This window comes from Streptomyces sp. E11-3 (assembly GCF_046540415.1).
Taxonomy (GTDB): Bacteria; Actinomycetota; Actinomycetes; order Streptomycetales; family Streptomycetaceae; genus Streptomyces.
Window position 1 is genome coordinate 3,149,353 of record NZ_JAZGRL010000001.1, and the last position, 26,921, is coordinate 3,176,273.

General features: G+C 67.0%; 16 protein-coding genes and 1 pseudogene. 9 read left to right on the plus strand and 8 right to left on the minus strand.

The window, feature by feature from the left end; all coding sequences use genetic code 11:
- Positions 1 to 4: 4 nt before the first annotated feature.
- The gene (hemL, locus tag U9R90_RS14325) at positions 5 to 1,327 is read right to left on the minus strand and encodes a glutamate-1-semialdehyde 2,1-aminomutase (protein WP_411056814.1); all 1,323 of its coding nucleotides are present in this window, start codon (positions 1,325 to 1,327) and stop codon (positions 5 to 7) included.
- Positions 1,328 to 1,467: 140 nt separating this feature from the next.
- Between hemL and U9R90_RS14330 the strand changes: the two genes are divergently transcribed.
- The 5 genes from U9R90_RS14330 to fxsT (U9R90_RS14350) all read left to right on the plus strand — a co-directional run bounded on the left by U9R90_RS14330 (position 1,468) and on the right by fxsT (U9R90_RS14350) (position 10,604).
- The gene (locus U9R90_RS14330; protein WP_411056815.1) at positions 1,468 to 2,064 is read left to right on the plus strand and encodes a hypothetical protein; all 597 of its coding nucleotides are present in this window, start codon (positions 1,468 to 1,470) and stop codon (positions 2,062 to 2,064) included.
- Between the two features lie 220 nt (positions 2,065 to 2,284).
- Complete coding sequence (locus U9R90_RS14335) at positions 2,285 to 3,322, plus strand: effector-associated domain 2-containing protein (protein ID WP_411057745.1); 1,038 nt, start codon at positions 2,285 to 2,287, stop codon at positions 3,320 to 3,322.
- Between the two features lie 2 nt (positions 3,323 to 3,324).
- On the plus strand, positions 3,325 to 4,887 hold the full coding sequence (locus tag U9R90_RS14340) for an effector-associated domain 2-containing protein (protein WP_411056816.1): 1,563 nt from the start codon (positions 3,325 to 3,327) through the stop codon (positions 4,885 to 4,887).
- A gap of 6 nt (positions 4,888 to 4,893) precedes the next feature.
- Positions 4,894 to 6,129, plus strand: coding sequence for an AAA family ATPase (locus U9R90_RS14345; RefSeq protein ID WP_411056817.1), 1,236 nt, complete (start codon positions 4,894 to 4,896; stop codon positions 6,127 to 6,129).
- The gene (gene fxsT / locus U9R90_RS14350) at positions 6,126 to 10,604 is read left to right on the plus strand and encodes an FxSxx-COOH system tetratricopeptide repeat protein (protein WP_411056818.1); all 4,479 of its coding nucleotides are present in this window, start codon (positions 6,126 to 6,128) and stop codon (positions 10,602 to 10,604) included. Before U9R90_RS14345 ends, fxsT (U9R90_RS14350) begins: the two co-directional genes overlap by 4 nt.
- Here the strand turns inward: fxsT (U9R90_RS14350) and U9R90_RS14355 are convergent.
- Both U9R90_RS14355 and U9R90_RS14360 read right to left on the minus strand, forming a co-directional pair.
- Positions 10,601 to 12,346 (minus strand): aKG-HExxH-type peptide beta-hydroxylase, encoded by a 1,746-nt coding sequence (locus U9R90_RS14355; RefSeq protein WP_411056819.1) that lies wholly within the window; start codon positions 12,344 to 12,346, stop codon positions 10,601 to 10,603. The genes fxsT (U9R90_RS14350) and U9R90_RS14355 overlap by 4 nt on opposite strands.
- A 122-nt stretch (positions 12,347 to 12,468) precedes the next feature.
- Positions 12,469 to 12,684: a hypothetical protein gene (locus tag U9R90_RS14360; protein WP_411056820.1), complete on the minus strand. Its 216-nt coding sequence runs from the start codon at positions 12,682 to 12,684 to the stop codon at positions 12,469 to 12,471.
- Between the two features lie 141 nt (positions 12,685 to 12,825).
- Between U9R90_RS14360 and U9R90_RS14365 the strand changes: the two genes are divergently transcribed.
- A complete protein-coding gene (locus U9R90_RS14365; RefSeq protein WP_411056821.1) occupies positions 12,826 to 13,158 on the plus strand; it encodes a CU044_2847 family protein in 333 nt (110 codons plus the stop codon).
- Positions 13,159 to 13,376: 218 nt separating this feature from the next.
- Here U9R90_RS14365 and U9R90_RS14370 read toward each other — a convergent pair.
- Positions 13,377 to 13,871, minus strand: a pseudogene (locus U9R90_RS14370) (tyrosine-type recombinase/integrase); the annotation flags it as partial.
- A gap of 592 nt (positions 13,872 to 14,463) precedes the next feature.
- Between U9R90_RS14370 and U9R90_RS14375 the strand changes: the two are divergent.
- Both U9R90_RS14375 and U9R90_RS14380 read left to right on the plus strand, forming a co-directional pair.
- Positions 14,464 to 15,456 (plus strand): SMODS domain-containing nucleotidyltransferase, encoded by a 993-nt coding sequence (locus tag U9R90_RS14375; RefSeq protein WP_411056822.1) that lies wholly within the window; start codon positions 14,464 to 14,466, stop codon positions 15,454 to 15,456.
- Entirely contained in the window at positions 15,453 to 17,216 is a 1,764-nt protein-coding gene (locus U9R90_RS14380; RefSeq protein ID WP_411056823.1) for a ThiF family adenylyltransferase, read from the plus strand. The genes U9R90_RS14375 and U9R90_RS14380 overlap by 4 nt, the downstream gene beginning before the upstream one ends.
- A gap of 86 nt (positions 17,217 to 17,302) precedes the next feature.
- Here the strand turns inward: U9R90_RS14380 and U9R90_RS14385 are convergent, their stop codons facing one another.
- Positions 17,303 to 18,457 (minus strand): SAVED domain-containing protein, encoded by a 1,155-nt coding sequence (locus tag U9R90_RS14385; RefSeq protein ID WP_411056824.1) that lies wholly within the window; start codon positions 18,455 to 18,457, stop codon positions 17,303 to 17,305.
- A gap of 690 nt (positions 18,458 to 19,147) precedes the next feature.
- Here U9R90_RS14385 and fxsT (U9R90_RS14390) point away from each other — a divergent pair.
- Positions 19,148 to 21,316, plus strand: a complete 2,169-nt coding sequence (fxsT, locus tag U9R90_RS14390) for an FxSxx-COOH system tetratricopeptide repeat protein (RefSeq protein WP_411056825.1) — start codon at positions 19,148 to 19,150, stop codon at positions 21,314 to 21,316.
- Positions 21,317 to 21,984: 668 nt separating this feature from the next.
- Here the strand turns inward: fxsT (U9R90_RS14390) and U9R90_RS14395 are convergent.
- The 3 genes from U9R90_RS14395 to U9R90_RS14405 are packed head-to-tail and all read right to left on the minus strand — an operon-like array spanning position 21,985 to position 26,843.
- The gene (locus U9R90_RS14395) at positions 21,985 to 23,337 is read right to left on the minus strand and encodes a DUF4407 domain-containing protein (protein WP_411056826.1); all 1,353 of its coding nucleotides are present in this window, start codon (positions 23,335 to 23,337) and stop codon (positions 21,985 to 21,987) included.
- A complete protein-coding gene (locus U9R90_RS14400; protein ID WP_411056827.1) occupies positions 23,327 to 24,796 on the minus strand; it encodes a hypothetical protein in 1,470 nt (489 codons plus the stop codon). The genes U9R90_RS14395 and U9R90_RS14400 overlap by 11 nt, the downstream gene beginning before the upstream one ends.
- Positions 24,789 to 26,843, minus strand: a complete 2,055-nt coding sequence (locus U9R90_RS14405) for a hypothetical protein (protein WP_411056828.1) — start codon at positions 26,841 to 26,843, stop codon at positions 24,789 to 24,791. The genes U9R90_RS14400 and U9R90_RS14405 overlap by 8 nt, the downstream gene beginning before the upstream one ends.
- Positions 26,844 to 26,921: the final 78 nt, after the last annotated feature.

Consider the following 26,921-nt stretch of genomic DNA (forward strand, 5'->3'; position numbering starts at 1 on the left):
GTGCTCATGCCGTGGCCTCCGCGGCGGCTCGGGCGGCGGCGGGCAGCGCGTCCGCGATCCGCTGGACGGCCCGCTCGTCGTGGGCCGTCGAGACGAACCAGGACTCGAAGGCGGACGGCGGCAGATAGACCCCGTTCGCGAGCAGCGAGTGGAAGAAGGCGGTGAAGCGGAAGGCCTCCTGCTGCTTGGCGTCGTCGTAGTCGCGCACCTCCCGGTCGGTGAAGAAGACCGAGAACATGTTGGACGCGGTCTGCAGCCGGTGCGCCACGCCCTCCTTGCTGAGCGCGGCGGTGACCAGCGACTGGATCTCCTTGGAGACCGCGTCGACCTTGGCGTACGCCGCGTCGTCAAGCAGCCGGAGCTGGGCGAGGCCCGCGGCGGTCGCGATCGGGTTACCCGAGAGGGTGCCCGCCTGGTAGACCGGTCCGGCCGGGGCGAGATGGGCCATGACATCGGCGCGGCCGCCGAAGGCCGCGGCCGGGAAGCCGCCGCCCATGACCTTGCCGAAGGTCATCAGGTCGGGGCGGACCCCGTCGACGCCGTACCAACCGGCCTTGGAAGTACGGAAACCGGTCATCACCTCGTCCGAGATGTACAGCGCGCCATTGTCCTGGCAGAGCTGCTTCAACCCGGCGTTGAACCCCTCGCCCGGCGGCACCACGCCCATGTTCCCGGGCGACGCCTCGGTGATCACGCAGGCGATCTCGCCGGGGTGCGCGGCGAAGGCCTCACGGACCGCTTCCAGATCGTTGTACGGCAGGACCACCGTGTCACCGGCCTGTGCCCCGGTGACACCCGGAGTGTCCGGCAGCCCGAAGGTGGCGACGCCGGAGCCGGCCGCGGCCAGCAGCGCGTCCACATGGCCGTGGTAGCACCCGGCGAACTTGATCACCTTGGCGCGGCCGGTGAAGCCGCGGGCCAGGCGGATGGCGGACATGGTCGCCTCGGTGCCGCTGGACACCAGGCGCACCTGCTCGACCGGCTCGATCCGGGCCACGATCTCCTCGGCGAGCGCGACCTCGCCCTCACCGGGCGTACCGAAGGAGGTGCCGCGCGCGACGGCCTCCTGGACGGCGGCGATCACCTCGGGGTGGGAGTGACCGAGGATCATCGGACCCCACGAGCACACGAGGTCGACGTACTCGCGACCGTCGGCGTCGGTGAGGTACGGACCGGTACCGGACACCATGAACCGGGGCGTACCCCCCACCGCGCGGAACGCGCGCACCGGTGAGTTCACGCCGCCGGGCGTCACGAGGGCCGCGCGGTCGAACAGAGTCTGCGAAACTGGGGCGTCATAGTCATAGGGGAAGCTCACAGAAGCCATGGTGTCAGAGGCTTCCGACATCCTGCGGACAGGTGTTTCAACACACGTTTCGACGGACGTTTCGACGTTCGGTCGCGGGGGAGGTCACTGACACGATGATCGGGTTGCGCGGCGGGGGCCGCGAGTGGTCGGGTGGAGATATGCATCGCGGTGGCGGACTGGGCGAGGGGACCGACGACCTCGGGCCCCGGCGTGCCCGTCGGGGGAAGCACCGACGCGAGGCGGAGGCACAGGCGCGGGAACAGGCGCAGGAACCCGCACAGGAAAAGGCAGGCGGCTCGGGGAGCAGGGGTGGCCGGGTGGGGGTGACCTACAAGTACTTCGGCGCTCCGGACGGAGCCACTGCGGCCCGGGTGCCGATCTCCATGCGCCCGGAAGAGCTCGGCGGCGACGAGCTGGGCATGGGCGGCATGTTCACCAAGATCAAGCCGGAGACCATGGCCGCGATGGTCCTCACCGGCATCGAGGGCATACCCCTGCACAAGGTGCCCCCGCTCGAGCTGGTCGTCCTCCATCCCGACTACGCGGTGGTCAAGCTCCCCATGACGGTCGTCGACCCACTGCGCGGCATCGGCGAGGAGTCCGTCGGCGCGGCCGCGTTCATCTGGTCCACGGTCCCGGACCGCGGCGGCCCACGCGACGCGTTCAACGTGTACCAACTGCTGCACGAGTGGCAGGACTTCAGCCATCGGTTGCATGAGGCGGGGCATCAGCCTTATTGCTTGGTTTGGCCCTGACCTGGGGTTTCACTGGTGGCGGGCGGGGTCTTCGGGCCTCGCCCTTTTCAGTGCCGGAGTGGGGCCGTCAGGCGGCCAGGGCACATTGAGGGCACATGGGTACAGCGATGTGATTCACGAGCGCCGCATCCGGTAAAGCTCCGAGGTACGTACACCCCGTGTGCCGAGCGCCTGCGCTTCGTACGCTGGTTCATTCATGGGACCGTCCGTCGCCGGTTCCATGCGGGGGAAGGGACACGAAGTGGCCAAGGGGGACCCGACGGAAGCGCCGGCCTTAGGCAGGGTGCGCATCCTGTCGCCGCACGGAGTCGTGCTGGGCGCCGGTATCCGAGTAGCACCGGATGTAGTACTGACCTGCGCACATGTCGTGGCTTCGGCTGTCAGCCCGGGTCAAGGCCATCCGGAGGTGGTACCGACGCGTCCGGTCCTGGTCGACATGCCAGGTCATCCGGACGTTTCAGCGGGCGAAGCATTCGTCCTGTCCGGGGGCTGGTTTCCCGGCCCGCTCGCCGGCGGATCGGGTGGGGACCTCGCCGTACTCCACACAACCTGGTCGCCTCCCGGCACGACGGCCACGGCGCGGCTCGGACCATGTGGCGAGCCCGACCGGCGCGAGGTGAATGTGTACGGCCACCCCAAAGGCGCGCCCGCCGGGCTGTGGACCAGGGCAGGGGTGGTGGGACACGGCGGCCCTCATCGGGACTGGATTCAGCTGGAGGGGATCGGCTCCGGTGTCCGAGTGACCCGCGGATTCAGCGGTGCCGGTGTGTGGGACCCCGCCGCTCGCCGTGTCGTCGGAATGGTGACCGCCGCCTACACCGACCAGCAGGCCAAGGCCGCCTGGATGCTTCCACTGGAAGCCGCGGCGCGCATGTGGCCGGGCCTGGCCCCAATGCTCGGGACTCCGGTGCTTGAGTCTCCGGTATCCCCGCTGTCGTTCGCGGAGAGGTGGAGTTCACCTCCCTCGGACCGCAACCAATTCGCCTTGGCCGACGCCCTCCTGAACGTGCCACAGATCGAGGACGACGGTGCGGCCGCACTGCGCGGCCTGCTGCCGCCCCGCATCAGGCGTGCCATCCGTACCCACAACCGACCTCGGCTCCAGCTCTTCTTCCTCATCCGGGCCTGCGCCGAACACCCCGACGGCAGACAGGCCCTAGTCGAGTCCCTGCGGCTGCTGGACAACGAGTCCCAGCCCGCCAGGGCAGCCCTGGAACTCCTCGACAAACTCTGGCCGACTGTCGCGGAGGGCGAGTAGTCGTGACGCACTCTCAGGGATCCTGGGGGCCGCCGAAGATCCTCGTCGACGCGCTGGACGCCATGCCGTGCTTCGAGGAGCCGGCACTGCTGAACGAGTGCGTGCGCCAGTCGAGTCAGGCGCTGAGAGTCAGAATCGTGCTGCCCGAGACGAGCCGCCGCCGTGCCACGTTGCTGCTCCTGCTCCGAGAAGTGATGGCGCACCCCGACGGCCTCCAAGTACTGGGCGGGGTGGTCTCAAGGCTGGAGGGAGAGACCCGCGACATGGCCCGCCTGCGCACCGCCATCGCCCTCGCCGAGGTACCGCTTTTCCGGCCGGCCAGCTGGGAACGGCTGATGACCCTCCTCAGCGGCCTGGAAGTACTCGATGTCGCCGAGGTCTTCCGCACCGCCCTGAGGGACCGCCCCGATCCACTTCCACCGCACTGCGACGAACCATGGTCGGCGGTACTGCACGCGGCAACCCTCAACGCCCGGCCCGGCCATCCACTCCCGTGCGTTCTGCTCGTCGAGAAGCTTGCGCGGTATGCGACGGGGCAGCAGCAGCGGGAGTTGTCGGAGTGGGTGGCGGAGCACTGGGAGCGGCCGGAGGCGTACCCGGGAAGCACTGCGGGGGCCGACGGAACGCCTGAGGCGGCCGGAGCGCCGGCGGGTCCGTCGCCCGGTCGGTCCGCTCGGGAGCCCGGCACCCACATGCGTCCCGTGCCGCCCGTGCCGTTGGCCGACGTCGATCAGGACACGGTCTGGGCCCCTTCTACATGGTTGCTCATCCGGCTCAGGCCCCTCTTCTACCCCGAGCACGAAGGCATGCGGCAGCTGACCTACTGGTGGCAGAACGGCAGCCTCCCGAACCCGTACCCGGTGAAAGGCGGGGACCTGGAAGTCGACGTGGCCGATCTGCCCGAGCACGTGAAGTCGCTGGTGCAGAAGGCCGAGACCGGATGGGTGTACGCATCCAAGGATGATCTCGCGCTGGAGTTCCTGCTGCCGCGCGATCTGATGAACCTGCCCGTCGAGACCTGGGCAAAGGAAGGGTTCGGGAGCGCGGAAGCCACTCTCGGGAAGGACCACGCGGTGGTCCTGCGCAGCCTCGAAAGAATGGAGAGCAGGGCGACCCACGGGCGCTGGGCCAGACGGTGGGACACCTTGAAACCCGGGTGTCAGGGACCGGTCCACTGGTTCCCCGAGGAACATCCCGATCGCCTGCTCGCGGATCCGCGCCCGGTCATGGTCGTCCTGAGCGAGCCACCCGGCACCGAGGCAGGCTCGGGGACCGCTGAGCTGGATGCGTCGCTCAGGGCCGGAGTGCCGATCGTGATGTGGGATCGCCGTGGGAGCATCGATCCCACATTTCGCAGCGCATTGCAGGAACTAGCCATGCGCAGGGGCATCCATCGGTTACCTCATGAAGTCAAGTCGTTGCGCATTGAGGCCGGAGGCGGGGATCCTGCTAGGGGTGGCTCCTCAGTGCTCGGTCACTATGCGGCACTGCTCTGGGACGACCCGTACCGCCGTCCGGGCGAGCGGGGAGAAGCGGCGGATTCTTCCGCGCAAGGGGGAGGGTAGGGCGAGATGCTTCCAGAGGACGGTGGGTCCGGGAGGACGAGTCCGACCGAGAGCTCGCATCAGAATGACCGGACGACAGCTCCGGAAACGGCCGCTGCCGCCGAACCCGGCAACGGCGCAGCGGGGCGCAGCGCGTCGCATGACCGCTGGTGGCTCTACCGCGGTACGGGACAGCCTCTTCGCGACACCGACCTCGGCGAATTACTGCCACCCCCGCCGCCTTGGCGTCGCTTCACCGGCGGCCCCGTCGTGACACCACCCCCGCCGGACGACGAGGAGATCGAGCGTCGACTGGGCCGGATCAGCCCGTCGTCCGTCGGCACCACCCACCTAAGGCACGAAGCGGACATGGTGAACGCGGCCCTGCTGCTCCGCCGACCGCTGCTGGTCACCGGGCGCCCCGGCACCGGCAAGTCGTCCCTCGCCTACCGGATCAGCAGGGAGCTCAAGCTCGGCCGGGTCCTGCGCTGGCACATCACCAGCCGTAGCACGCTCCGTGACGGGCTGTACGAGTACGACGCGATCGGACGAGTGCAGGACTCGGCGGCTTTGAGTGCCCTGCGCCGGACCACTCCTCCCGATGCCGGTGACACGAGCCCTGCCACGACCGATGAGGAGCGGCTTCCCGGCATCGGGGACTATCTCCAACTGGGTCCTCTGGGAACGGCCTTGTTACCGTACGAATTGCCCAGAGTGCTGCTCGTGGACGAGTTGGACAAGAGCGACCAGGATCTGGCGAACGACCTGCTGAGCGTGTTCGAGGAAGGGCAGTTCAGGATCGCCGAGCTGGTGCGGGCGCGCCGCATGCACCCTCGGGTGAAAGTCATGGCCGACGATCCCGGCCGCAGCGCCGACATCGTCGACGGTGTCGTCAAGTGCCGGGCCTTCCCCGTCGTGGTAATCACCTCCAACGGAGAACGGGAGTTCCCTCCGGCCTTTCTACGGCGCTGCCTACGCCTGCGGATGCCTGATCCGGACCGCTCGCAACTCGTGGACATGGTCAGGGCCCACCTCCTGCAAGAGACCTCTGAACCGAGGAAGAAGGCACAGGCGGACAGCCTGATCGACCAGTTCCTGCTCAGCAGCCGGGACCGGGGCGGTCTAGCACGCGATCAGCTGCTCAACGCCGTGTACCTGGCGACTTCGGGGCGTTTTCCCGGCGACGAAGAGGCGATGGAGGATTTCGTGGACGCGCTGTGGCACCGGCTTGACGGAGCGGGGGCGGAATCGAGGGCGGGATGACGGCGGCCTCCCCTCACCCCGAATCCCCGTCCGCCCGGACGGAGGAGGGGCACCGGTCTGCCCCGGACCTGCCGACCTCGACAGAACTGGCGGACGCGCTGTACCTGGCTGCGTGGCAGGAGGGCTCGATACCGCAGTTCGGGCGGCCGGCTACCCAGAAGCAGGGCGAGCGACATCGGCCGCTCAAGCACCACAACGCCGATCAGCCGCCGTCCGAGGAAGAAGGCAGCCACGAACCGGTCACTCCCAGCGCAGCCGAATTGCAGCACGGGACCGATTCTCCTCCCCCTCCGGGTGCCTTCCCGCCGACGAACCGCCCGGCGCCCGCCCCCTCAGGCGCCATCGGCTCCCGGGTAGAGACGAACCCTGAGCAGGCCGGATGGCCCGTGGAGTCTCGACTGGCCGGCGCCCTCGAACTCGGCAGAGCACTGCGCCGACTGCGCCTGACCCGCAGTTCGCCCGACAAGTTCGAACTCGACGAGGAAGCGACAGCCGAACGAGCGGCGGCAACCGGGCTGTGGCTGTGGACACCGGTGTGCCGGCCTGTTCAGGAACGTCGGATGGACCTGCTGCTGTTGGTGGACGCGAGTGCCTCGATGGACATGTGGTCGCCCACGACGCGTCAGATCGCCGAGCTGATGGAGCACACGGCCGCGTTCCGTACCGTGCGGCTCGTCCGCTGGGACCTGGACGCCGGGACGGCGACAGGTCTGCCGGCGTCAGAGGTCCACTTGAGCGAACGCCAGCTGCTGCTGGTCATCACCGACGGCGGTCACCGCGCCTGGCGGACAGGCCGCGCCGCCTCCGTGCTGCACCGGCTCGGCCGGTTCTCCCCCGTCGCCGTGCTGAGCCTGATTCCACAGGGGTTATGGGACCTGACCTTGCCCACGGTCGCCCGCACCAGGTTACGGGCCTCCTCTCCGGCCACTCCCAACCGCGCGTATGAAGCTGACCGGAAGCGCCCGCTCGCGGACCCTGTCGACCCGCTCACTCAGGCTGCTCGCGATCCCGGCCATGAGCACGCGATCCCCATACCCGTCATCGAACTACGCCCGAGCGCACTGAGCCGCTGGGCCGGCCTCGTGGCCGCGGCGGACGGCGAATGGCACGAACTGGCGACCCTGTGGGCCGTTTCGGATCGGGATCTGCGCGCCGCGGCCGTCGGACCGGTGGCCGAGGAACTGGCTGACCTGGTGGTCGAACCGCGCGGCGACGAGACGGGAGCGGAGCGGGCCGCCGACATCGTTCGCCGTTTCCGCGCCACCGCTTCCCCGGCCGCGTACTCTCTCGCCCTACGGCTCGCGGCAGCCCCGCTCAATCTCCCCGTCATGCGGTCGCTCCAGCAGTCCCTGCCCGAGGCACAGCCGTGGAATCTCTCCGAACTGATGCTGCTGGGTCTCGTGCACCGTACTGACGACACCGTTGACGCCGAGGACGCCCGCCACGTGTCCTACGACTTCGAGGATGACGTACGGGAGGAGTTGCTGGCTCTCGGCTCCCGGCAGGAGACGCTCCGCGTTCTGCGCCAGGTCCAGAGTCAGCTCGGACCGCTGCTGGAAGAGCGATGGAAGGGCGGAAACGCGCTTGTGGCGCTCGAAGGCGGGCTGCCGGACCCGCCGATCACGGAGCAGACCCGTCCGTTCGCGGCTCAGCTGCGGACCTCGCTGTGTTCGCTGTCGGGCCCGTTCCTCGAACGGGCCAACCGGCTGGGACACCTGCTGCACACCGCCCCCGCCAAGGGTGTCGCCAATATCAGTCTTATATCAGGACACACCCAAGCAGAACCGTATCAATCCTCTGAAGGGGTGTCAAAATTGACTGAAGCCCCCAAGGGCCGGTTGCATAGCGGCCCTCTGCCCCAGACCGCAGAAACCGCCAACTCCCGGCATTTTACGGGGACTTCATCGGCAGCGTCACGACCCGCCGCCGATCCGCCCGCTCCCCCCTCCCAGCGACAAGGAGTCGTCCCCGTGTCTGCCGCCGGTCAGCACGAACCGCCCCGCCGCATCTGGGGGAACGTACCGCAGCGCAACCGCAACTTCACCGGCCGGGAACCACTGCTCGAAACCCTGCGTGAGCGGCTGCGCACCGGTGCCGCCGCGGTCCTGCCGGAAGCCCTGCACGGCATGGGAGGCGTGGGCAAGTCCCAGATCGCCATCGAGTACGTGTACCGGCACAGCCGGGAATACCGGCTCATCTGGTGGATCCCGTCCGAGCAGGAGAGCCAGATCGTCCAGTCACTGATCGAGCTGGGCGAGCAGATGGGCTTGCAGGTCGGCCCCGGGATGAGCGCTGTTCCGGCCGTTCTGGACGCCCTGCGCCGTGGTCATCCGTATGAGGACTGGCTCCTGGTGTTCGACAATGCGGAAGATCCCGAGACCGTACGAAAGTACTTCCCGAACAACGGACCAGGCAGCCTCGTCGTGACCTCTCGTAACTCCCAATGGGCCACCAACTTCCGCTCTCTGGAAGTCGATGTCTTCACTCGTGAGGAGAGCGTGGCTCTGCTGCGCCGCCGCAGCGACAGTCTCCCCGACGAAGCCGTCAACGCCCTGGCGGCGAAGCTCGGTGACCTGCCCCTGGCGGTCGAGCAGGCCGCGGTCTGGCTGGCCGAGACGGGTATGCCGGTGCAGCAGTACCTCGAGGTGTACGAGCGCAACTTCACCGAGCTGATGCAGTCCGAGCCGCCCAGCGACTACAACCGGTCGGTGGCAGCGGCATGGAACGTGTCGCTGGACCGCCTGCGCGAGACCCGCCCGGACGCACTTCAGCTGTTGCAGGTCTGTGCCTTCTTCGCCCCCGAGCCCATCGAATGGGACCTCTTCTCGGCGGTGCGCAGTGTCTCGGTCCCGTCGGAGTTGCAGTCCACACTGGCCGAACCCGTCAAACTCGGCCGTGCGGTGCGTGAGATCGGGCGCTACGCCCTGGCCCGCATCGACCACCGCCAGAACACGCTTCTGATGCACCGTCTGGTGCAAAGGGTCCTCATCGAGCAGATGAACCCCCAGGAGCAGGCACTGATGCGGCACGCCGCACACCAACTGCTGGCGCACGCTGATCCCAGGAACCCGCAGCGATCCGGATCCTGGCCGCGGTACTCGTCACTGCTCAGCCATCTACGCGCCTCCAACGCGGCCAAGTGCGATGACGGTTGGACTCGCCAACTCGTCCTGAACGAGGTGAAGTTCCTGCGTGCACGCGGTGACCACGCGGGAGCGCTTGCGCTGGGCGAGCAAGCAGCGGAGTTCTGGCGCGAGAACCTGGGCGAGCACCAGGAGGAGGTTCTGGCCGTCGATCAGGAGATCGCCGAGACCCTGCGCGAGCAGGAAACCGATCTTCCCCGCGCCTATGAGCTGCAGTCCGCACTCGTGGAGCGATACGGCAGGATCCTCGGCGAGGAACACGAGGACACGCTGCGGGCCCAGAGCTACCTGGCCATCCACCATCGGATCCGCGGGCAGTTCGAAGAGGCCCGTCAGACGGACGAGCGGGTCTTCGAGGCCAGTACTCGGGAGTTCGGCAGGGACGACCCTGCCACCCTCCTCGCCGCTCACAACTACGGCGTGAGTCTGCGTCTGGCGGGATACCCGGAAAAAGCTCTCGATCGCGACTATGACACCTGGCAGCGCAGGATCGAGGTCCTGGGTGAGGACCACATTCAGACGGTGGGCACTCGTGAGGCCTATCTGCTCGACCTCCAGGAGGCCGGCCGTTACGAGGAAGCGCTCGAAGGTTACGAAGCACTGGCAGAGGAAGTCTCCGGCACGCTCGGCGAGCAGCATCGCTTCGTGGCACTGGTGAACCGCAACTGGTGCGTCACCCTGCGCAAGATGGGGAATCACGAGGGCGCCTACGAGCAGTCCAACAGGGTGCTCCATGTAGTGGCCAACAGCCTGGGCACCGACAGCCGCCAGTACCTGCTGTTCGCGGCCAGTCATGCCAATGACCTGCGACAGGTCCAAAAGCTGGAGGAGTCTCGCGCGCTGAGCCAGCAAGTGCTGGAGAAGTACCGGGAGAGGTACGGCACGGAACATCCGCACACCTGCGCCATCGCCATGAACCTCGCGGTGGCCCTGCGACTGCTGGACCAGGCCGACGCCGCGCTCGAACTGGACCAGGAATCGGTCGAGGTCCTGAGGCGCAGGCTCCGTCAGGGACATCCCCGGACACTGATCGCCCGCATGAACCTGGCCAGCGACTACTTCGCCCTCGGCCGCCCCGAAGAAGCCCATGCTCTCGACGAGGCCCTGTTGGAGGAGTCGGAGCGGCTGCGGGAGAACCACCCTGCGAACCTGGCCGTCGGGCTCAATCTGAGCTACGACCTCAAAGCACTGGGCAGAACCGAGGAAAGCGCGCCCCTGTACGAAAGGACCCTGGATCGGTACCGGGAGGCCCTCGGAGCCGCTCACCCCGCGACGCTCGACGCACGGAAGGGACGTCGGGCCAACGGCGATATCGACCTGCTTTCCATCTAAGCACCGGCTCCGCCAAGCCACTCGGCGAGGTCGCCCGGGGCGGGAAGGCCGCCTCCAGCGGCTTCGACGGCCCCACGGACGTCGGCCACCACCTCGGGGCGCTCCAGCAGGAGGGCAGCCCCCGCTCCGCGCGCGTGCTCGGGAAGCGCCAGTGCCGCGCCGATCCACGTTTCTGGGTTCCAGGGTTCCTTCGCAGCCCATTCCGCGTATCCCAGCGCGGCCTCCTCTGTGTCCCCCGCCACTGCGGCGTACTCCGCCCGGAGCGCGGGCTCGCCGTGCCTTCCCTCTCGCAGGCGGCGCTGAGCGAAGGCAGCCGGTGCGGACAGGAAGACGCGAGCCAGCGGTCCAAATGTGTCGGGACGGATCAGATCGGGCCGTGGATGCATCGTGGAAGGCGGCAGAGGTGGAGCAGCGGCTCCCGTGGCCCAGGCAGTGGCGAGCCGAGCGGCCACAGGGGCCGGGATGCGCAGGTGCCGGGCTCTCCACACCGCGCGCCGCAATGCGCAGTAGTGGTGGGCCAGTACGGCTGGGCCGACGGCCACTTCAGCGTCGTGCCAGCTCTCGACCAGGCCGACGATCTCGTCGACGAACAGCTGCCCCGCCTCGGTCAGTTCGTCCGACTGGAGCGCGGCGACCGCCTCCCGCACTTGCTCCCGGAGAACCGCTAACTCGAAGTCGGCACGTTGGGCCTCCGTGCCGGTCACATGCCTGCGGTGCGTCTGCCAGAACCGCCCGACCCCCACGAATGCGAATAGTCCATGCAGAAGTCCCCATACCGGACGAGGGTCACTGCGCCAAGGGGAGTAATGGAGACGCCGCTTTGGGGGCTCGGCGCCCCCGTTCCCGGAAGGCCGGACAAGGGCCACCAGGCTGAGCAGCGCGTTGAGCTGCTGATGGCGCGTTTCGTGGATAAGGACTGCCGCGGTCTGGGTCACGTCGTAGGGCAAGGACAGAGTGATCGCGCCGAACGCGTCCAAGGACGAGGCGCTGGCGACCAGACCGCGCTCTGCCCCTTCGACCGACTTCGGCACGACCGCCCGCACAAGCGCCGCAAACGCAGCGGCATCTGCCGGCGACTCCCTGTCCAACAGGGCATACGCACCGGACAGCCGGTGCTCCCACACACATAATCGGGCGTCGGCCGGACGGTCCGGAGGCTTCGGGTATTTCGCGAAGTCCCGATAGGGACTCACGACGTCCAACCACAGCACACCTGCCTCCCGTGCGGCCGCACCCGGCGCCAGGCCCCGCACCACCCGAAGGGGACGCCAGCCGGGCACAGGCTCCGCAAGGGCTCGGGAGAGCATCACCTCACCAAGTTCCCCTCGTACTACGGCGCCGTCCCGGTCCACCCGGACCTCCGCCTCACTCCACCGACGGCGCGCCACAGGGCCGGCCATCCCCGCGCCGGGCAGCCAGACCATGCCGCGGTGAGCGGGAACCCGCAGGACACAGCTGACCCCTGCGCGCAGGGCCGCCGCGGCGGCCAGCGCGTGGAACTGGCCGAGGTCGGCCCACAGCGGGGCGGACGACAGCCCGGCATCGGATCCACCCAGGCGCCTGAGCAAACGCAGGGCCCACGCCATGACGGTCGGATCGGCGAGCACGGCCTCCACCGCCTCGGGAGCCCGCCCCTGGGTCGTGGACAGCAGTTGCCAGGCCGCCTGACCCGACGGAACGCCACCGGGACGGCGGGTACGCCGGGACGCTTCGTCGACGTGGTCCAGCAGGGCACGCAGCAACAGCAAAAGCTGGCTGCGCTGAGCGGAACTCAGCAGACGGAGATCAGCCTCGCTGGCGCCGCCCACAGCTATGGCGCGGAGCGAGTCCAGAGAGACACGGTGGACATCGAGCGGCCGAGCGGTCACAGCCCGCACTGGTCCAGACGCCGACCGAGGACCAATCTCATCTCATCGCTGTCGCTGTCGCCCGCCAGCGTCCCGAAGGCCAAGGTCGCTCTGACTTCCACCTGGCCCAACGCGCGTCGCAGAACAGGATCGTCACTGGAGTGCAGCTCCGCCAAAGAGATCTCCGACAGATCGAGCAGGTCGGAACAGAAGTCCTTCGCAGGCTCTGCCATACCGTGGTTCCCCCTGACATGGTGGTTCGCGGTCCGGACGCGCTTCCATGGTGGCTGCAATACCTCCCCAGTGGAAGATGGCCGCAGGTCATACAGCGTGCAGTCGGCACCGCCGCGACACAGGCGACAGAGGGAGATCACATGACCCAATTGCTCCGCTTTCCGTCGGAGGACGACGACGGTTTTCTGGTCGTGGAGGTGGCGGAGGACGAGCCGGGGGTCGTGGAGGTCTCCCGACTCGGGAACGCCGTGGCAGACGCCGCCTCTTCCTTCGATGAAGGCGTCGACCGCATCCGCAACGCCGCCGCATCGACGCTGCGGCGGCTGCGGGACATGCCCAGCCGCCCCGACGAGGTCAGTCTGGAGTTCGGTATGCGGTTCAATGCCGAGTTCGGCGCCGTCATCGCCAAGTCGCAGAGTGAGGCACACCTCACGGTGACGATGACTTGGCGTGCGGCGGACTCCCTCGGGTAAGGGGACGATGACGTGTCGGCGCCGCGCTTCCCGGACGTTGGCGGAGTCTCGCTTACGCATCGCATCCGCGCACGTGCTGCACGAATGGCAGGACTTCAGCCATCGGTGGCATGAGGCGGGGCATCAGCCTTATTGCTTGGTGTGGCCCTGACCTGGGGTTTCGTGGTGTTCGGGCGGGGTTTTCGGACCCCGCCTTTTTCATGTCCCCGGAGGGGCCGTCAGGCGGCCAGGGCACATTGAGGGCACATGGGTTTCGGCGGGGGCACTGATGTGCCCTTGGCTACGGGCGGGTCGCCGTCGTTTTCCGCCTCGGCTTCCGTTTCCGTGAAGGCGTCGTCGATCGCCTTGCGGGTACGGGTCTCGCTGGACGGCAGCAAGTGCGTGTACGTCCGCAGCGTAAAGCCCGGGTCCGAGTGGCCCAGAAACTCGGAGAGCGCCTTGATGCTCTCCCCCGCGTCCAGGAGCACGGAGGCGTACGCGTGCCGGAGGGCGTGCATGCCGTCTTCCGGGGCTGCCTGGAGGTACCTCGCGCCGCGTTCGCGGGGAGGGATCACGCCGGCGGCGGCCAGGGCGAGCTTCCAGGCGCCCATATTGAAGACGCTGCGGTTGTAGGCCCGGCTCTTCTCGTCGACGAAGAGGAGGCGGAAGGTCTTCGGTTCGCCGTCCGGCTTGGCCCAGGGCAGGGTGACGGCGACGGGCGGGAACTCCTTCATGGCGCCGCCGATGATGATGCCCCGCCCGGTGTAGAAGGCGCGCAGCGCGGTGGGACCGCCGCGCTTGGCTGCTTCCTTGGCCAGTTCCGCGTAGGCCCACGCCATGGTGCTCCTCAATTCGTGTCACTCACTCAAAGATGGATCAATGATCGCAGGGCGACACGTCGTGGGTGGGGCGTTCACGGACGTACGTCACCGGGTGCGGGAGCCTCCGCCGCCGATGGTGCGGCCGTAGGGTGAGGCGCTGCGGGCACCCTGTTCGCTGCTCGACGGTCCTGGCAGTGGTCGGTGAAGGAGACCAACGGCCCTGAAACCGGACGCCGTTCGCGATCACGCATCGTCACGAGCCGGTTGGAGTCCCCGGCGAACTCGCGACAGTTGAATACGAGAGCCCACCAGTAGGGTAACGGGGCGCGTTCGGGCGGGATTGCCCAGGCCCCCAGCTGTGCTCGCGTCGGGGCCGGTTAGGGCTGGCGACGGCGTGATGTCAGTGGTGACGCCTAGGCTGGATGAGGCAAGTGTGTTGCGCCGTCAGTTCCCTTCCTCTGTTGTGGTCTGGAGACGGTCGGCCCGTTCGAATCCGAGGACAACCATGCAGCTCGCCGACCATTTCAATGAGTTCCTGCGCACGACGGTCAACCTGGGCCAAGTCAAGCTCGACCTTCTCGATACCAGAGTGGAGGCGATCTACCGGGCGCTGAAGGCGGACGAGGAGATCGGCTCGCTGATCCTGGACAAGATTCCGCAGGGCTCATGGGCGCATCGCACGATCATCGACCCGGTCGGCGGGACGGAGTTCGATGCTGACGTGATGCTGCTGATGGCCGAGAACCCGGACTGGTCGCAGAGCCCCAAGACATATATCGAGGAGGTGTATGCGGCCCTGCATCGGCACAGCATCTACAAGGACATGCCGCACTCGCGTAAGTGCAGATGCGTGCGGCTGGTCTACAGCAACTCCATGCACGTGGACATCGTTCCCTACGTGGTGCTGGTCGATGGCCGAGAGGTCATCGTCAACCGCGACGATGACACCTGGGAGAACACCGACTCGCAGGGCTTCACCACTTGGATGCGTACTCAGGACCAGATCGCGCAGGGGAATCTGCGCAAGGTCATCCGGTTGATGAAGTTCCTGCGCGATCACAAGGGATCGTTCACCGGGACGCGGTCAGTGATCCTGACGACGCTGCTCGGCAACCAAGTTCATGCCTACAAGAAGTTCTCCGATCCGGGCTACTACCGTGATGTGCCCACTGCGCTATTGCACATCGTCGGTGACCTGGACACCTATCTGCAGGCCAACGAGATCAAGCCCTCGGTCGCCGACCCCTCCGGGTCTGGGCTGGCCTACGACCACCGTTGGGAGCAGAACACATACTCCTACTTCCGCGACCGCATCCACAAGCACGCCGCCGAGATCCGCGACGCTTACCACGCCGAGGACAAGGACACGAGCCTACGGCTGTGGCAGGACCTCTTCGGCCCCGAGTTCAAGACCCCGGTCACTGCAACCAGCAGCGCCAAGTTCCCCGTGGCTGCCGCCGCGGTCACTGCTGTCGCGCGGCCCGGTCGCGCCGGGTGAGCAGCGGCAAGAACCGCCCCGCACCGACGGACTGGCAGAAGGAGGCCCTGGCCGAACTGCGCGAGGCGGCTGCCGAGCAGCCGGACGTGCTGCGTCTGATGGGGGTTCCAGCCCGCGGCCAGAACGGTGTGCTCCGGGTGACGCTGCGGCTTCACACCGGCCCCTTGGCCACTGCTGACGGCGGCTTGGTTCTGCAGGAGCACGAGGAGTTCGTCCTGACCCTGTCGGCCTCACCGCTGTCCGCAACCACCGTCGAAGTCGAGCACTGGAGGTTCGCTGGCTACCCTCATGTCCTCCAGGGGCGCCGGTTGTGCATCTTCCTGGACCCCGCCCGCGAGTGGGATCCGCTGCGCGGGGGCATGCGGGCGTATCTAAACCGGCTGTGGTCCTGGTTGAGGGACGCGGCAGCGGGCCAGTTCAACGCCTCGAAGGCGATGTACCACGCCGTCGGCGGAGTGCTTCACCACACGCCCGGCACCCCGACTCTGGTCGTGCGCGTTCCCGGCCCAGACCAGCGGATCCAGACTGGCTACCTGATCGCGCGTACCGAGCACCGTCTGGACCTGGCCTACAGTGCGCCCCCGGGAGGCGGGGCCGTACGGGTGCCAGTAGTCACCATTGCAGGCGCGCTGCCGCTCGGTGGCGGCTCCACCTTTGCCGAGCTGCTGACCTACGTGGACAACCCTCCGTTTGATCTCCAACGGAGAAGCTCGCCGCAAGCGGTCGCCCAGTCTCCGGCGATCCTGACCACGCTCGCGGCCAGCGCGGCCCGCAACCCCGATGGCTCGCCGCAGTACCTGATCCTGGCGGTCCCGCACCCTGCGGGCGGCCCGCCCCATCTGTTGGGTGCACGTCTTCCCGCGCCCACCGCGGACGCGCTGCGGCGCATGGCCCGCGAGCAGGGTTCCGCGCTGAACATCGACGCCTCCCGGATCCGCTCGGACCTAGTGATCGAATGGTGTCCTGTGTCCGATGAACGACCTGCCGTGACCACACGTCGTGATGACGGAAGCCTCATCGGGGGCTTCTTGGGCAAACACGTGCATGTCTGGGGCTGCGGCGGCCTTGGCTCCTGGATCGCAGAGTTCGTCGTCCGTGGCGGCGCCTCACAGGTGACGGTGTGCGACCCCGGAACCGTCACCGGCGGACTGCTGGTCCGGCAGAACTACGTCGAGGCTGACCTCGGAGCCTCCAAGGCCCAGGCCCTGGCCCGACGGCTGCGAGCAGTGGATGACACCGTCGCGATCCACGTCCACGATGGCGTACTGCCCGACGCTGCAGCTCTGGCGGCTGCCGAAGTCACTATCGACGCGACCGTCAGCATTGCCATGGGCCACATCCTGGAGCGCCTCGCAGCTAGCGGGGGACCCCGCCCGGTCCTGGCTCAGGTAGCCACCGACACCCGCACCGGCACCTTGGGCCTGCTGAGCGTCTCCGCGCCCACCACCGCACAGGGGCCCAGCAGCATCGACACTGCCGCCGGGAAGATCGTACTGGCCGACCCCGCCCTGGAGCTTTACCACCGCTTGTGGCAGGACACCCCGAACGGCGATGAACTTGTACCGACCCGCGGCTGTTCGGTGCCCACCTTCCACGGGTCATCGGCCGACCTGGCCGCTGTCGCCGGAACACTGACGTCCTTCCTGGGGATGCACCTGATCACTCCCGGCTCGGGTACGCATCTGGTCGCGCTTCCTCACGCCGCCGGATCGCCCCATCACCGCTTCCTGCCCCACGACTCGACACCGGCCGCGCCCTGACCCGCCCCGCGCGCACTGGGCCGGTTGTGCTGTCACCAAGGTGAACGCAGTAGCGGGCTATCGGCTCGCCAGCGCGTGCCAGTGCGTCAGGGGATCTCCAAGGCCCGTCGATATCCGCTCGGCGTGCGGTCGTAGAGCACCAGTGCCGGGTGCACCTGCCGGTCGCGTACCCGTCCCAGGCTCACCCCGGCCGAGAGCGGCACCGCGAACAGCACGTGCAGGCGCCGTACCTGCTTCGCGCTCGCCTCCAGATCCGCGAACAGCGACCGCAGCACCTCCTGGAACTGGGTCAAAGAAGCGCGATTGCGCAGCACGTCCGGCGCGGCGGCAGCACCGACAGGGCTGATGCGGTAGCGGCGCAGTCCGGCGAGCTGGTGCGGAACCTCCTCGGGCTGGATCGTGCCTGAGAGGTTCAGCACCAGCACCGCCTCGTGCGCGGGCGGCTGGTCTACGTCGAGGTGGACCGCGAAGCCGACCACCGGCGCTGTCGAAGACCACGACCAGGACTCGTCCTCGCGGTGGCGCTGATAGATGTCGGTGGGCACTGTGTCGTCCAGACGGGATCCGAGGTAGACAAGCAGTGGCAGCCGGGCGAAGCCGAAGACGCTCAAGTGCGCGACTTTGTCGCGGGCGATGCCGCGGTTGAGCTGGTTGTCGATGACCTCGTCGATGGCGGCGGTGGCTGCACGGTAGTAGGGCGAGCCTCCAATCTCCTCGTCGGGGATGTCACGCAGATCGATCGTCATCTCGCCGGCCACGTGGCGCAGGTCGATCTCCACGCCGTGCCGCTCATAGGACTCCAGGAACAGCGGGTACCGATCCCCGGAGGTGATCACCGTGGTGGCAGCGGTCTGCCGGGTCAGCTCGACTTCCTGGCCACGCACCCGGCCCACCATCCGCAGCACCGTGGTCGCCCGGTCGTCGGCCAGCCCGGTGACATGCTTGATGCGGTCCTCGTGAGCGCGTTTGAGCGCGCGCAGCCGTTCCACAGTGAAAACGTCCAGGGTGCCTGAAGCGTCGATCTCGTCGTGCTCGTCGGCGCAGACCAGCATCAAATTGTCGGCGGTGTCGCGCTCCACCAAGTCGTGTTCACCGCGCGGGGAGCCTGCGGTCTGTTGCTGGCCCACGATGTGCGCCAGCTCCCCCTGCCGCACAGTGCGGCCCGTCATCCCACCGTCGAGCAGATACCTGTTGCAGATCGCGCACCGGCCACCACTGCGCACCCACACCTCCAAGCGCACGGGCGCTGGGATGGCTCGTCTCCCGCCGCCCTGTCCGGCAGCCTACCTCGCCATACCTTGTCTCCCGTCTCGGAGCACGCCTGCCGGAACCATTGTGCGCTCCCGTCCACGGCCTCCTGGTACAGCCCGGTTTGATTCGCCACTCCCGACAACGACGGGGCCGGGCCTTCTGACCGCGCAACCGCTCTCGATTTCTGGGAACGATCTCCAGCAAGTCGGGAAGCAATCTTCAGGACCTGTGGTGCCGCAAGTCAGAAACATTCGTGAACAGCCTTCGACCACGCGGGCGTTCTGGGATGATGTTTGTATGACGGTCTGGAAGGTCTTGCGTTGGGCGGGGGCCGCTGTCGGTCTGATCGCTCTGGTCGTGTTCTTCGCCTTGCTGGGACTTGATCGGGCGGATCAGTTGAGCAGTGTGTTGAGTCTGTTCTTCACAGTGGCCGGGTTCGCGCTGGCCTTGGTGAGCCATTCTCAGCAACAGTCTGCGCGCGGGGCATCTCCCGTCGCGCGCAGTGGGTCGATCGCATCAAGTGGAAGTGTGCGTGGTTCGAAGGCCATCGACACTGGTTCAGGTGCTCCTCCATCCGTCTGGTCGCCCGCACCCTCGGGAGGAACGGGGGCGTCGGCTGACAGTGGATCGATCGCGGCTGGCGGCGATGTCGAGGATTCTGAAGCACGGCGGGGCTCGTGATGGGTCGTCGAAAGCCCCGTCGTACAAAACGCAGCCATGAGGCACCGGTCCTGTATGCCGACAGCGGCTCGATCGTGGCGGGCCGAGACGTTAAGAACTCCAATTCTTTTCACACGCACACCACGGTATTGCCCGCAGGAGCATTGAAGAGAGCTCCAAAGCTGGAGGCGCCAACGGGGTTGAGTAACGTGCCGCAGCCACACGGATTTGTTGGGCGGGACAGTCAACTGGCCATGCTGGATGCCGCGTTCGCAACCTCGGGCGAAGTGATTGTGCAGGCCCTCCATGGTCTGGGAGGGGTCGGTAAGTCCACGCTCGCCGCGTGCTGGGCCACGAAACGATCGCGGAGCTCTCCACAATGGTGGATCACGGCCGATTCACGAACCTCCCTGGACTCCGGGCTGGCCGACCTCGCGGTTGCCCTCCAACCTGCTTTCAGGAGCGCGGAGACGGGCGCTGACGAACTGCGGGAGTGGGCTCTTCTATGGCTTGCGACGCATCGGAACTGGCTTATCGTGCTGGACAACGTTAACGATCCCCAACATATCCGTCCAGTCATCGATCGGGCTGGCCGAGGCGGACGCTTCCTCATCACCAGTCGCCGTGCCACCGGCTGGCACCAACTTTCCTCTGCCATAGCCCTCGACGTTCTGGAAGCACCTGAATCCATCGAGTTGTTCACTCGAATTCTAAACCACGGAAAGACGAGGACCAGCGAGGGCGCCGCTGAAGTCTGTGCCGAAGTTGGCTGTCTACCCTTGGCTGTAGAGCAGGCAGCGTCCTACTGCGCAGAGACGGGCGTCTCTCCAAGATCCTATCTGGAACTGCTCAAGAACAGGCCGGCAGAAATGTTCGCGGCCACCACGGAAAATGGCGAAGCGGACCGTACTATCGCCCGAATTTGGAGTATCACGTTAGATCACCTCAGGGATACACCTCTAGCTGGCGAAGTACTACGGGTCCTGGCTTGGTACGCCCCTGACGGAATCCCCCGCAGCTTGCTTGACGATCTCCGCTACCCGCCTGCTCTGCGGGCAAAGATGACACGACTAAGATCTCAGTGCGGGAAGCACGACGCGAAGAGCTGGCGCGGCCGAATCCACCAATTCAGACACTTATATGCGGAGCAAATGGTTGACCCTCTGGCACTAAACAATGCTATCGGGCGATTGGCCGCCTACAGCATGATCGGAGAGCGAGACGGAAATATCGCCGTTCATCGATTGGTTCAAACCCTCGCCCGGACATCTGACCCAAAAGATCCCCACCGCCAAGCGGGAGATATCGCTGATGCCCATCGAACCGCGAGCAGTTCATTGGCACACCAAATACCAAAACTCACGAGCGATCCCAGCACTTGGCAGGCGTCGCGCCCATTGCTGCCTCACCTGATTGTTCACGCCGAACTTAGCCAAGGGGAGCTGGAGGGCACTATCACCGCCAGCCTGCTGACTTACGCCTCGGCATTCCTCTATCAGACGGGATCAATCAATCGAAGCATCGCCATTGGGTGCCGTGCACTTGAGATCAACGAGCGCATGTTGGGCACAAGGCACAGCGACACCTTGGTGGGTCGCAGTAATCTAGCCACGGCCTACTGGGCTGCCGGTGACTTCAAAACCGCAATCCGACTAAATGAGACTAACGTCGCCGAATCTGCAACAATCCTTGGCGCAGACCACCCGCAAGCACTTAAATTCCGTTTCAACCTGGCGGCCACTTATCGCTATGTTGGCGACTTCAAAAAGGCGATTCCCTCACTGCAGTCCACCCTGGCCGACCTTGAGCGTATTCTCGGCGCCGACCACCCCGACACCCTAATATGCCGCCATGGTCTCGCGTGCGCCTACCAGGCCATGGGTGATCTTCAGCGAGCGATTCCCTTGCTGCAGTCCACCCTGGCCGACCTTGAGCGTGCCCTCGGCGCCGACCATCCCGATGCTATTATCTCCCGGGGGAATCTCGCAGGCGCATATCAAGACGCCGGCGACCATAAAAAAGCAGTTTCGCTGTTCCGGTCCACCCTTGCCGACTGTGAGCGCGTTCTCGGCGCCGAACACCCCCACACTTTGACTAGCCAGAAGAACCTCAAAAATGCATATCAGGCCGCCAAGACGCGTAAACGCCCTGATGAATCTCGGTCGGGGAAAGACTGTCGAGAGAAGTAAGGTTGAACTCGCGGTGGCGGGTGGCAATTGGAGCGTGCGAAGTCTTCCAGCTGTGCGCCAGGCCAACCAGATTCCGCCCGATCGCATCTGGTTGGCCAGCACTGACAGCTGTATCCACGGGACTGCGCGCATGCAGTACCTACCACCCTGGCGGCATACGCACGGGGGGATCGATCAATACGCCCTCCTGGAGACCGTCTACCGGCCCGCCTAAGTGATCAGTACCGTCCGCCAACTACGTGAGGCTGGCGTCGTGACGACGGAACCTCGTGCCATCAACGTCAAGACACGAGTGACCCTGGCGGCGGCACCTCCCACCACCAACCCGTCGGCCGAGCAGGGCGCCCTTTGGTGAGAGCCCGAGGGCACATCCAGGGCACATGAGCCCGGGAAACGGCGTAGACCAGTGAGAACTACCGAGAGACGTTTCCCCTGGTCAGCACACACATCGCCAAGAATCCCCAGGTCAGCGCACTCCCGCCCTCAATCGCTGCACGAGTGGCAGGACTTCAGCCATCGGTTGCATGAGGCGGGGCATCAGCCGTATTGCCTGGTGTGGCCCTGAACCCAGATGGCGGTTGGGCGGTTGAGGACACGGCGGGGCTGGACTTCCGCAGCCCCGATGTCCTGAACCACCCCTTCACCCCATCGCCCTCGCGGCCCAGCGGTCAGCGGCCGCCCTCCCGCAGGATGCGCGCGGCGCGCGCATCAAGTTCGGCCCGGAACTGGGCGGCGCGTTCGGCCTGCCCCAGGCGGTATTGGTGTTCGAGGCGGTTCATGCGGTCAGTGGTCTCCTGGTTGAAACGGTGACGCTGGACTTCATGCTCCATGGCAGCGCAGGCGTGCTGGACCTGCAGGTCGTCAGCGTGGAAACGACCACCAGCCTCGAAACGGCGGGTGAGAAGGCGATCGTACGTAGTGGAGCCGCTCATCAGCTTCGCCAAGACGGGCATGGCGTCCACGGCAAGTAGCAGGGCGTGCAGCAAGAGAGCCACAAAGCCGGCGTACCAGTCCGACCAGGCGACGGCACCCAGGGCATGGGCCCGGGTAAGGATGCCGTCGTCGTCGAGGTCGGCCGCGTGTTGCTCGGTCTTGCCGTCAATGCGCCCCTGGAGAGCGGTCTGGTAGATGTCGTCTGCCGTGTTCTGCCTCGATGCCAGGGAGCGCCCCTTCTCGTTCAGGGACGACAGGTCACTCTCATATTTCTTGATCTTGCTGGTTGTACGGTAGGACGAGGAGTCCGCCCGGGCACGCTTGCAGGTCTCGCTCACATCGGCGACGCCGTTCCACCAGATCCACCTGTCGCGGGCGCACTCCCGCTGTTCCGTGGCCATCTTGGCATTCAGGGTCTTGTTGATCTGGTCAACCTGGGTCTGGAGCTTCTTGGCCCGGGCGGTGTTGTCGTCGATCTGTCCCTGAAGCGTGGCCGGGGAGCCCGCCACCTTCAACTGGTAACCACCGCATTCGGGACGGGTGGTGGTGTCCTCACCATCTGAGGGGTTGCAGCGGGCGAGCATGCCCCGGTAATCGGCCACCTTCTGCTCGTTGCCCACTGCGATCTCCTGGCGAATCTCCTTGTCGAAGATCTGGAAGAGGAGCGGTTCGGCGATAAAGAGGCCGAGCAGCACGGAGAGCACCAACCGGGGCAGCAAGACCCGCAGCGGGCTCTTGGCCGGTATGCCATGGGTGCTGGACACCAGCCAGCTGTCCAGAGCGAGCACCACCCAGAACCAGATCAGGGCGACCAGAAGCACGACTCCCAGGGGCAGTTCATCGCGGAATGTGACGAGCGCCAGGGCCATCGAAGCGCCACCGAGAACGGCAGTATTGACGACGATGGCTCCGTACCAGGTGTAGCGGGTGCGTTCCTCCGGCACCCAGTCCAGTACGTCCTCACGGATGCCGATCAGACGGCGCAGCAGTACCGCCGGTCCCCGGGCGGCGCGTGCCGGACGGAAGGCCATGGGCTCCTCGGGGAGCGAAGGCCGGTCGGCCGGGCGGACCGGTGCATCAGTCGCCACGGCGCTCCTCCATCCCGGCGTCGCCGATGTCGGAGTCACCGTCGGTGTCCTCGGCCTCGAGGTCCAGCCGCTCCGAGTTCACCTTCTGCATCTCGTCGCCCCCGCCCGACCTCAGGGCCTGGGCCGTGGCCTGAGGGGTCTCGCCCACTCCGTTGATAAGGGCTCCCACATCGAGCGGGACATCGTCGCCGTGGCCCCGGTTCATGGCCCGCGCGGCGAGATCGTGCTGCACGCCGATCACCCGTTCCCGCCACTCGCGCTGTTCCTGGCGCTGGATCTGTGCGTCCTCCCTGTCCTCCTGCCGCCGTCGCCGCTCCTCCTCACGCTGCTGCTCCCAGCGCCGCCTGTCCTCCTCGCGCTGGGCGGCCACGTCGTCGCGCGTGTCCGCGCGGGACACCTCCCGGATTCGGTCGCCCCGCTCCAGGCGGAAGCGGGACTCCTCCCGGTCGACGGCAGCCTGTCGCTCCAGGTACTCCCGCTCCTGCTCCCGCAGCGTGTCCTTGCGGCCGTCGCGACGCTCCTCGGCCGCGCGCAGCCTATCGGCGAGGGTGTCAGCGTCGATGTCACCACTGCGGTAGGCGTTGAAGTCAGCGGCGATCGGATCGTCGCCGTAGATCCGAAGGTCCTCGACCGTCTGGTTCCTGACGAACCCGTTGTACCGCGCGTGCAGCCCAAGCTCGTGCTCCTGCCCCTCGGTGCTGACGCCGCGCTCGTACCGGGTGCGCAGTTCCTCGAACTCCTGACGGTGCTGCTCCTCCATCAGGGCCTGCTCCCGCCGGAGTTCTTCGAGCAGCCGCCGCTTATCGTGCTCGGCCCTGGCCCGTTCCTTCTCAAGCTCCTCCTGAAGGCGGTCCTTCGCCCGGGCGCGCCTGGCCTCCTCGACCTCGCGCAGATGCGCGGCGAGCTCCTCAGGGGTGAGAACGTCGACGGCGAACGGCAGCGCCCTCAAACCGGAGACGAGTGGCGGCTCCATCTCCAGGTACGCGGTCAGCCGGGCGTCGATCCTCCGGCGTGCCTTGGCCGAGTCGACGATCGGCAGATCGCTACCCTCCTCGGTGAGCCCCGGAATGCCCCGGAGATAGCCGAACAGCAACGCCTCTACATCGGTGACCCCGTCCCGTACCACCGCGGGAGCATCCGTGACGGTGCAGTGGAAGGTCACCCGCAGCGTGAAGTCGCCCGCTTCGGCCGACGGGATGCGCATCTCCACGACGACCGGCACACCGATCCGCCGATCCACGATAGTGACGGAGCTCGCGGCGATGACGACGCTGTGGTCGCCTCCCAGTTGACCGTGGTCCTCGATGTACTCCTCGCCGGCCCGGAAGACCCGCACCTGGTGGGCCGCGAGCCGCGGCAGTTCGTCTTCGTCCCTGCTCGTGCGCTTGTGGAACCAGCCGCCGCGTTGCAGTGGGCGACCGTATTGCCGCTGTTCGACCAGGGGATATCCGTCAGCCATGCTCTCCGTCCTTCGCACTCAGTACGGCGGTTAAGAAAATGTCCGCCAGTTCGGCGGCAGCACCGCCGGAGCGGGCAGCGGGTGACCTCAGGGCGGTGTCCAGCAACGGGCGTTCGCCCGGCGGCAGCGCGGCCCCCAGCTCCCTGCCCAACTGCTCGGCGACGACCCGCGGCTTCTCGCAGGTGCTGTCCAGGGCGCGCAGGGTGTCGCGCAGCGTCCGCAGCGCAGAAACCCGACGCGGGCGGTTGCACAGCACTCCGGCCCACAACTCAGCTATTTTCACCCTTAGTTGAGGATGCCGTTCGGCCAGTACGGCGGCTACCGGCACTCTCGTTCGCAAATCGCGGACCGACAGGACTACCAGGACGGTGTCGAACGTCATCGTCTTGAGGCGGGTGGCGACCGCGGTCTTACGCTGCTTACGCAACCGGTACACGAGGGCGTCGAGGACCACGCCCGCGTCCTCTCGGCACTGGGTCAGCACGGCGACGAGGGCCGCCATGGAGACCATCGCCTCGCCGGAGTCGCCGCCGCCCTGGCTGATCAGATGCCACAACCACTTCACCGCGTCGGTGGGGAAGCGGACACCCAGCTGTCCGCTGAAGGCTAGCGCCGCCGTCAATCGCGGCCCCGGGTCGCCTGATTGCGCCCAACTGCGGCAGAGGGCAAGCGCGGTGGCGGCGAGGGTTTCGTCCAGGCACATCCACCACAGGACGAGAGCGGCCATGGACCGTCCCTGAGGTCCGGCCGTGCCCTGCGCCCAAGGGCGCAGATAGCAGTCGGCTACCTCGTCGAAGGCGGGGCGGGCGAGTAGGGCGAGGCCTGAGGCTATGGACATCTGCAGTTCGGAGTCCGGCTCCTCAAGGGTGAGTTCGGTCAGCCAATCGCGCACTCCGTTCCAGTACGAGGTCGAGTAGTTGGCCCACAGCTCCTCCAAGACCCACTGCCGGTACGACGGGCTCGGAAAGACCATGACCGTCCGGGCGATCGATCCGTGCGTCTGCTCCTCGGTGGTGACCAGCTCGTTCCGCGCCAGGGACCGGCGGCGGTCAGGGGTCGGCCGGGGCACGGCAACGACCTCCGGCGCGCCGTCCGAGGGCGGTTCCTGGGCAGCAGGAGCCGCGGGCGGCGACTCAGGGAAGGCGGGAACCAGGCGCGGCTCCAGTAGTTCCTGGTACGACTCGAAGGCGCGGCGGCCAGCGCCGGTAGCGAAGCCGAGCGTGGTGACCTCGGCTATCTCCTGCAGCGAGCGGTCGCCAGCGAACCAGTCACGTATGGGCCGGGCCGCGCTGCTGCCGTACTCCTGCCAGACCCCGCCCGGGTCGTCACCCTGGATGATTCGCCCGGCCGCTGCGGCGACCTCCGCGATCTGGCACCCGACGGGCAGTTGGTCGACGGCCTCTCCGACGACCGCCTCAGCGCACCCTCCCTTACGCAGTCGCAGCCGCAGCGCGTCCCCCAGGTCGGGTGCCTGCCAGGGCACATGGCATACGAGGTCGGGAGCCTCCCCCTCGACTTCGTGGACCGTGGTGACCACCAGGTGTGCCTCTTGGCCGCGCACCTGGTCCCGCACCCGCCGCCAGTCGAAGTCAGCTGTTCCCGCCGACTCCTCGTTGACGCGGTCGAGCAGCACATAGCCAGTCCCCTTGCTGAAGGTACGCGCGGCGAGCTGCGCGACGCTCTGGTCCGGGCTGATCACTACGTACTCTGTGCTGTCGCTGACCTCCCTGAGGAGGGCGACCGCTCCTGATCGCTTGCCCACCCCGGCCGGTCCGACCAGGACCACCACACTGTCCCTCTCGAGAGCCTTCACCGCGTCGTCGAACATCGACGGTTCGGTATACGACTCCAGGACTGCGTCGATCTCACTGGCGTCGAGCCACCCCGTGGCTGCGCCGCGCATGCCGGGGGAGGCCGCTCCGCCGATCCCAAAGTGGGCCTGGGGGGCATTGAGGGAGCCGTAGAAGAACTGGTTGACGTTGTTGCGGTGTACCGCATCGATCCTGTCGGGACCGGCGGGCTCGGGCGAGGGCCGCGGCTCGCTCAACAAGCGGCCACCGGGACCGCCCACGGAGGCAGCGGGCTCGGGCCCGTCGCTCACCTCTTCGCCGTCGCCCGTGGGCCC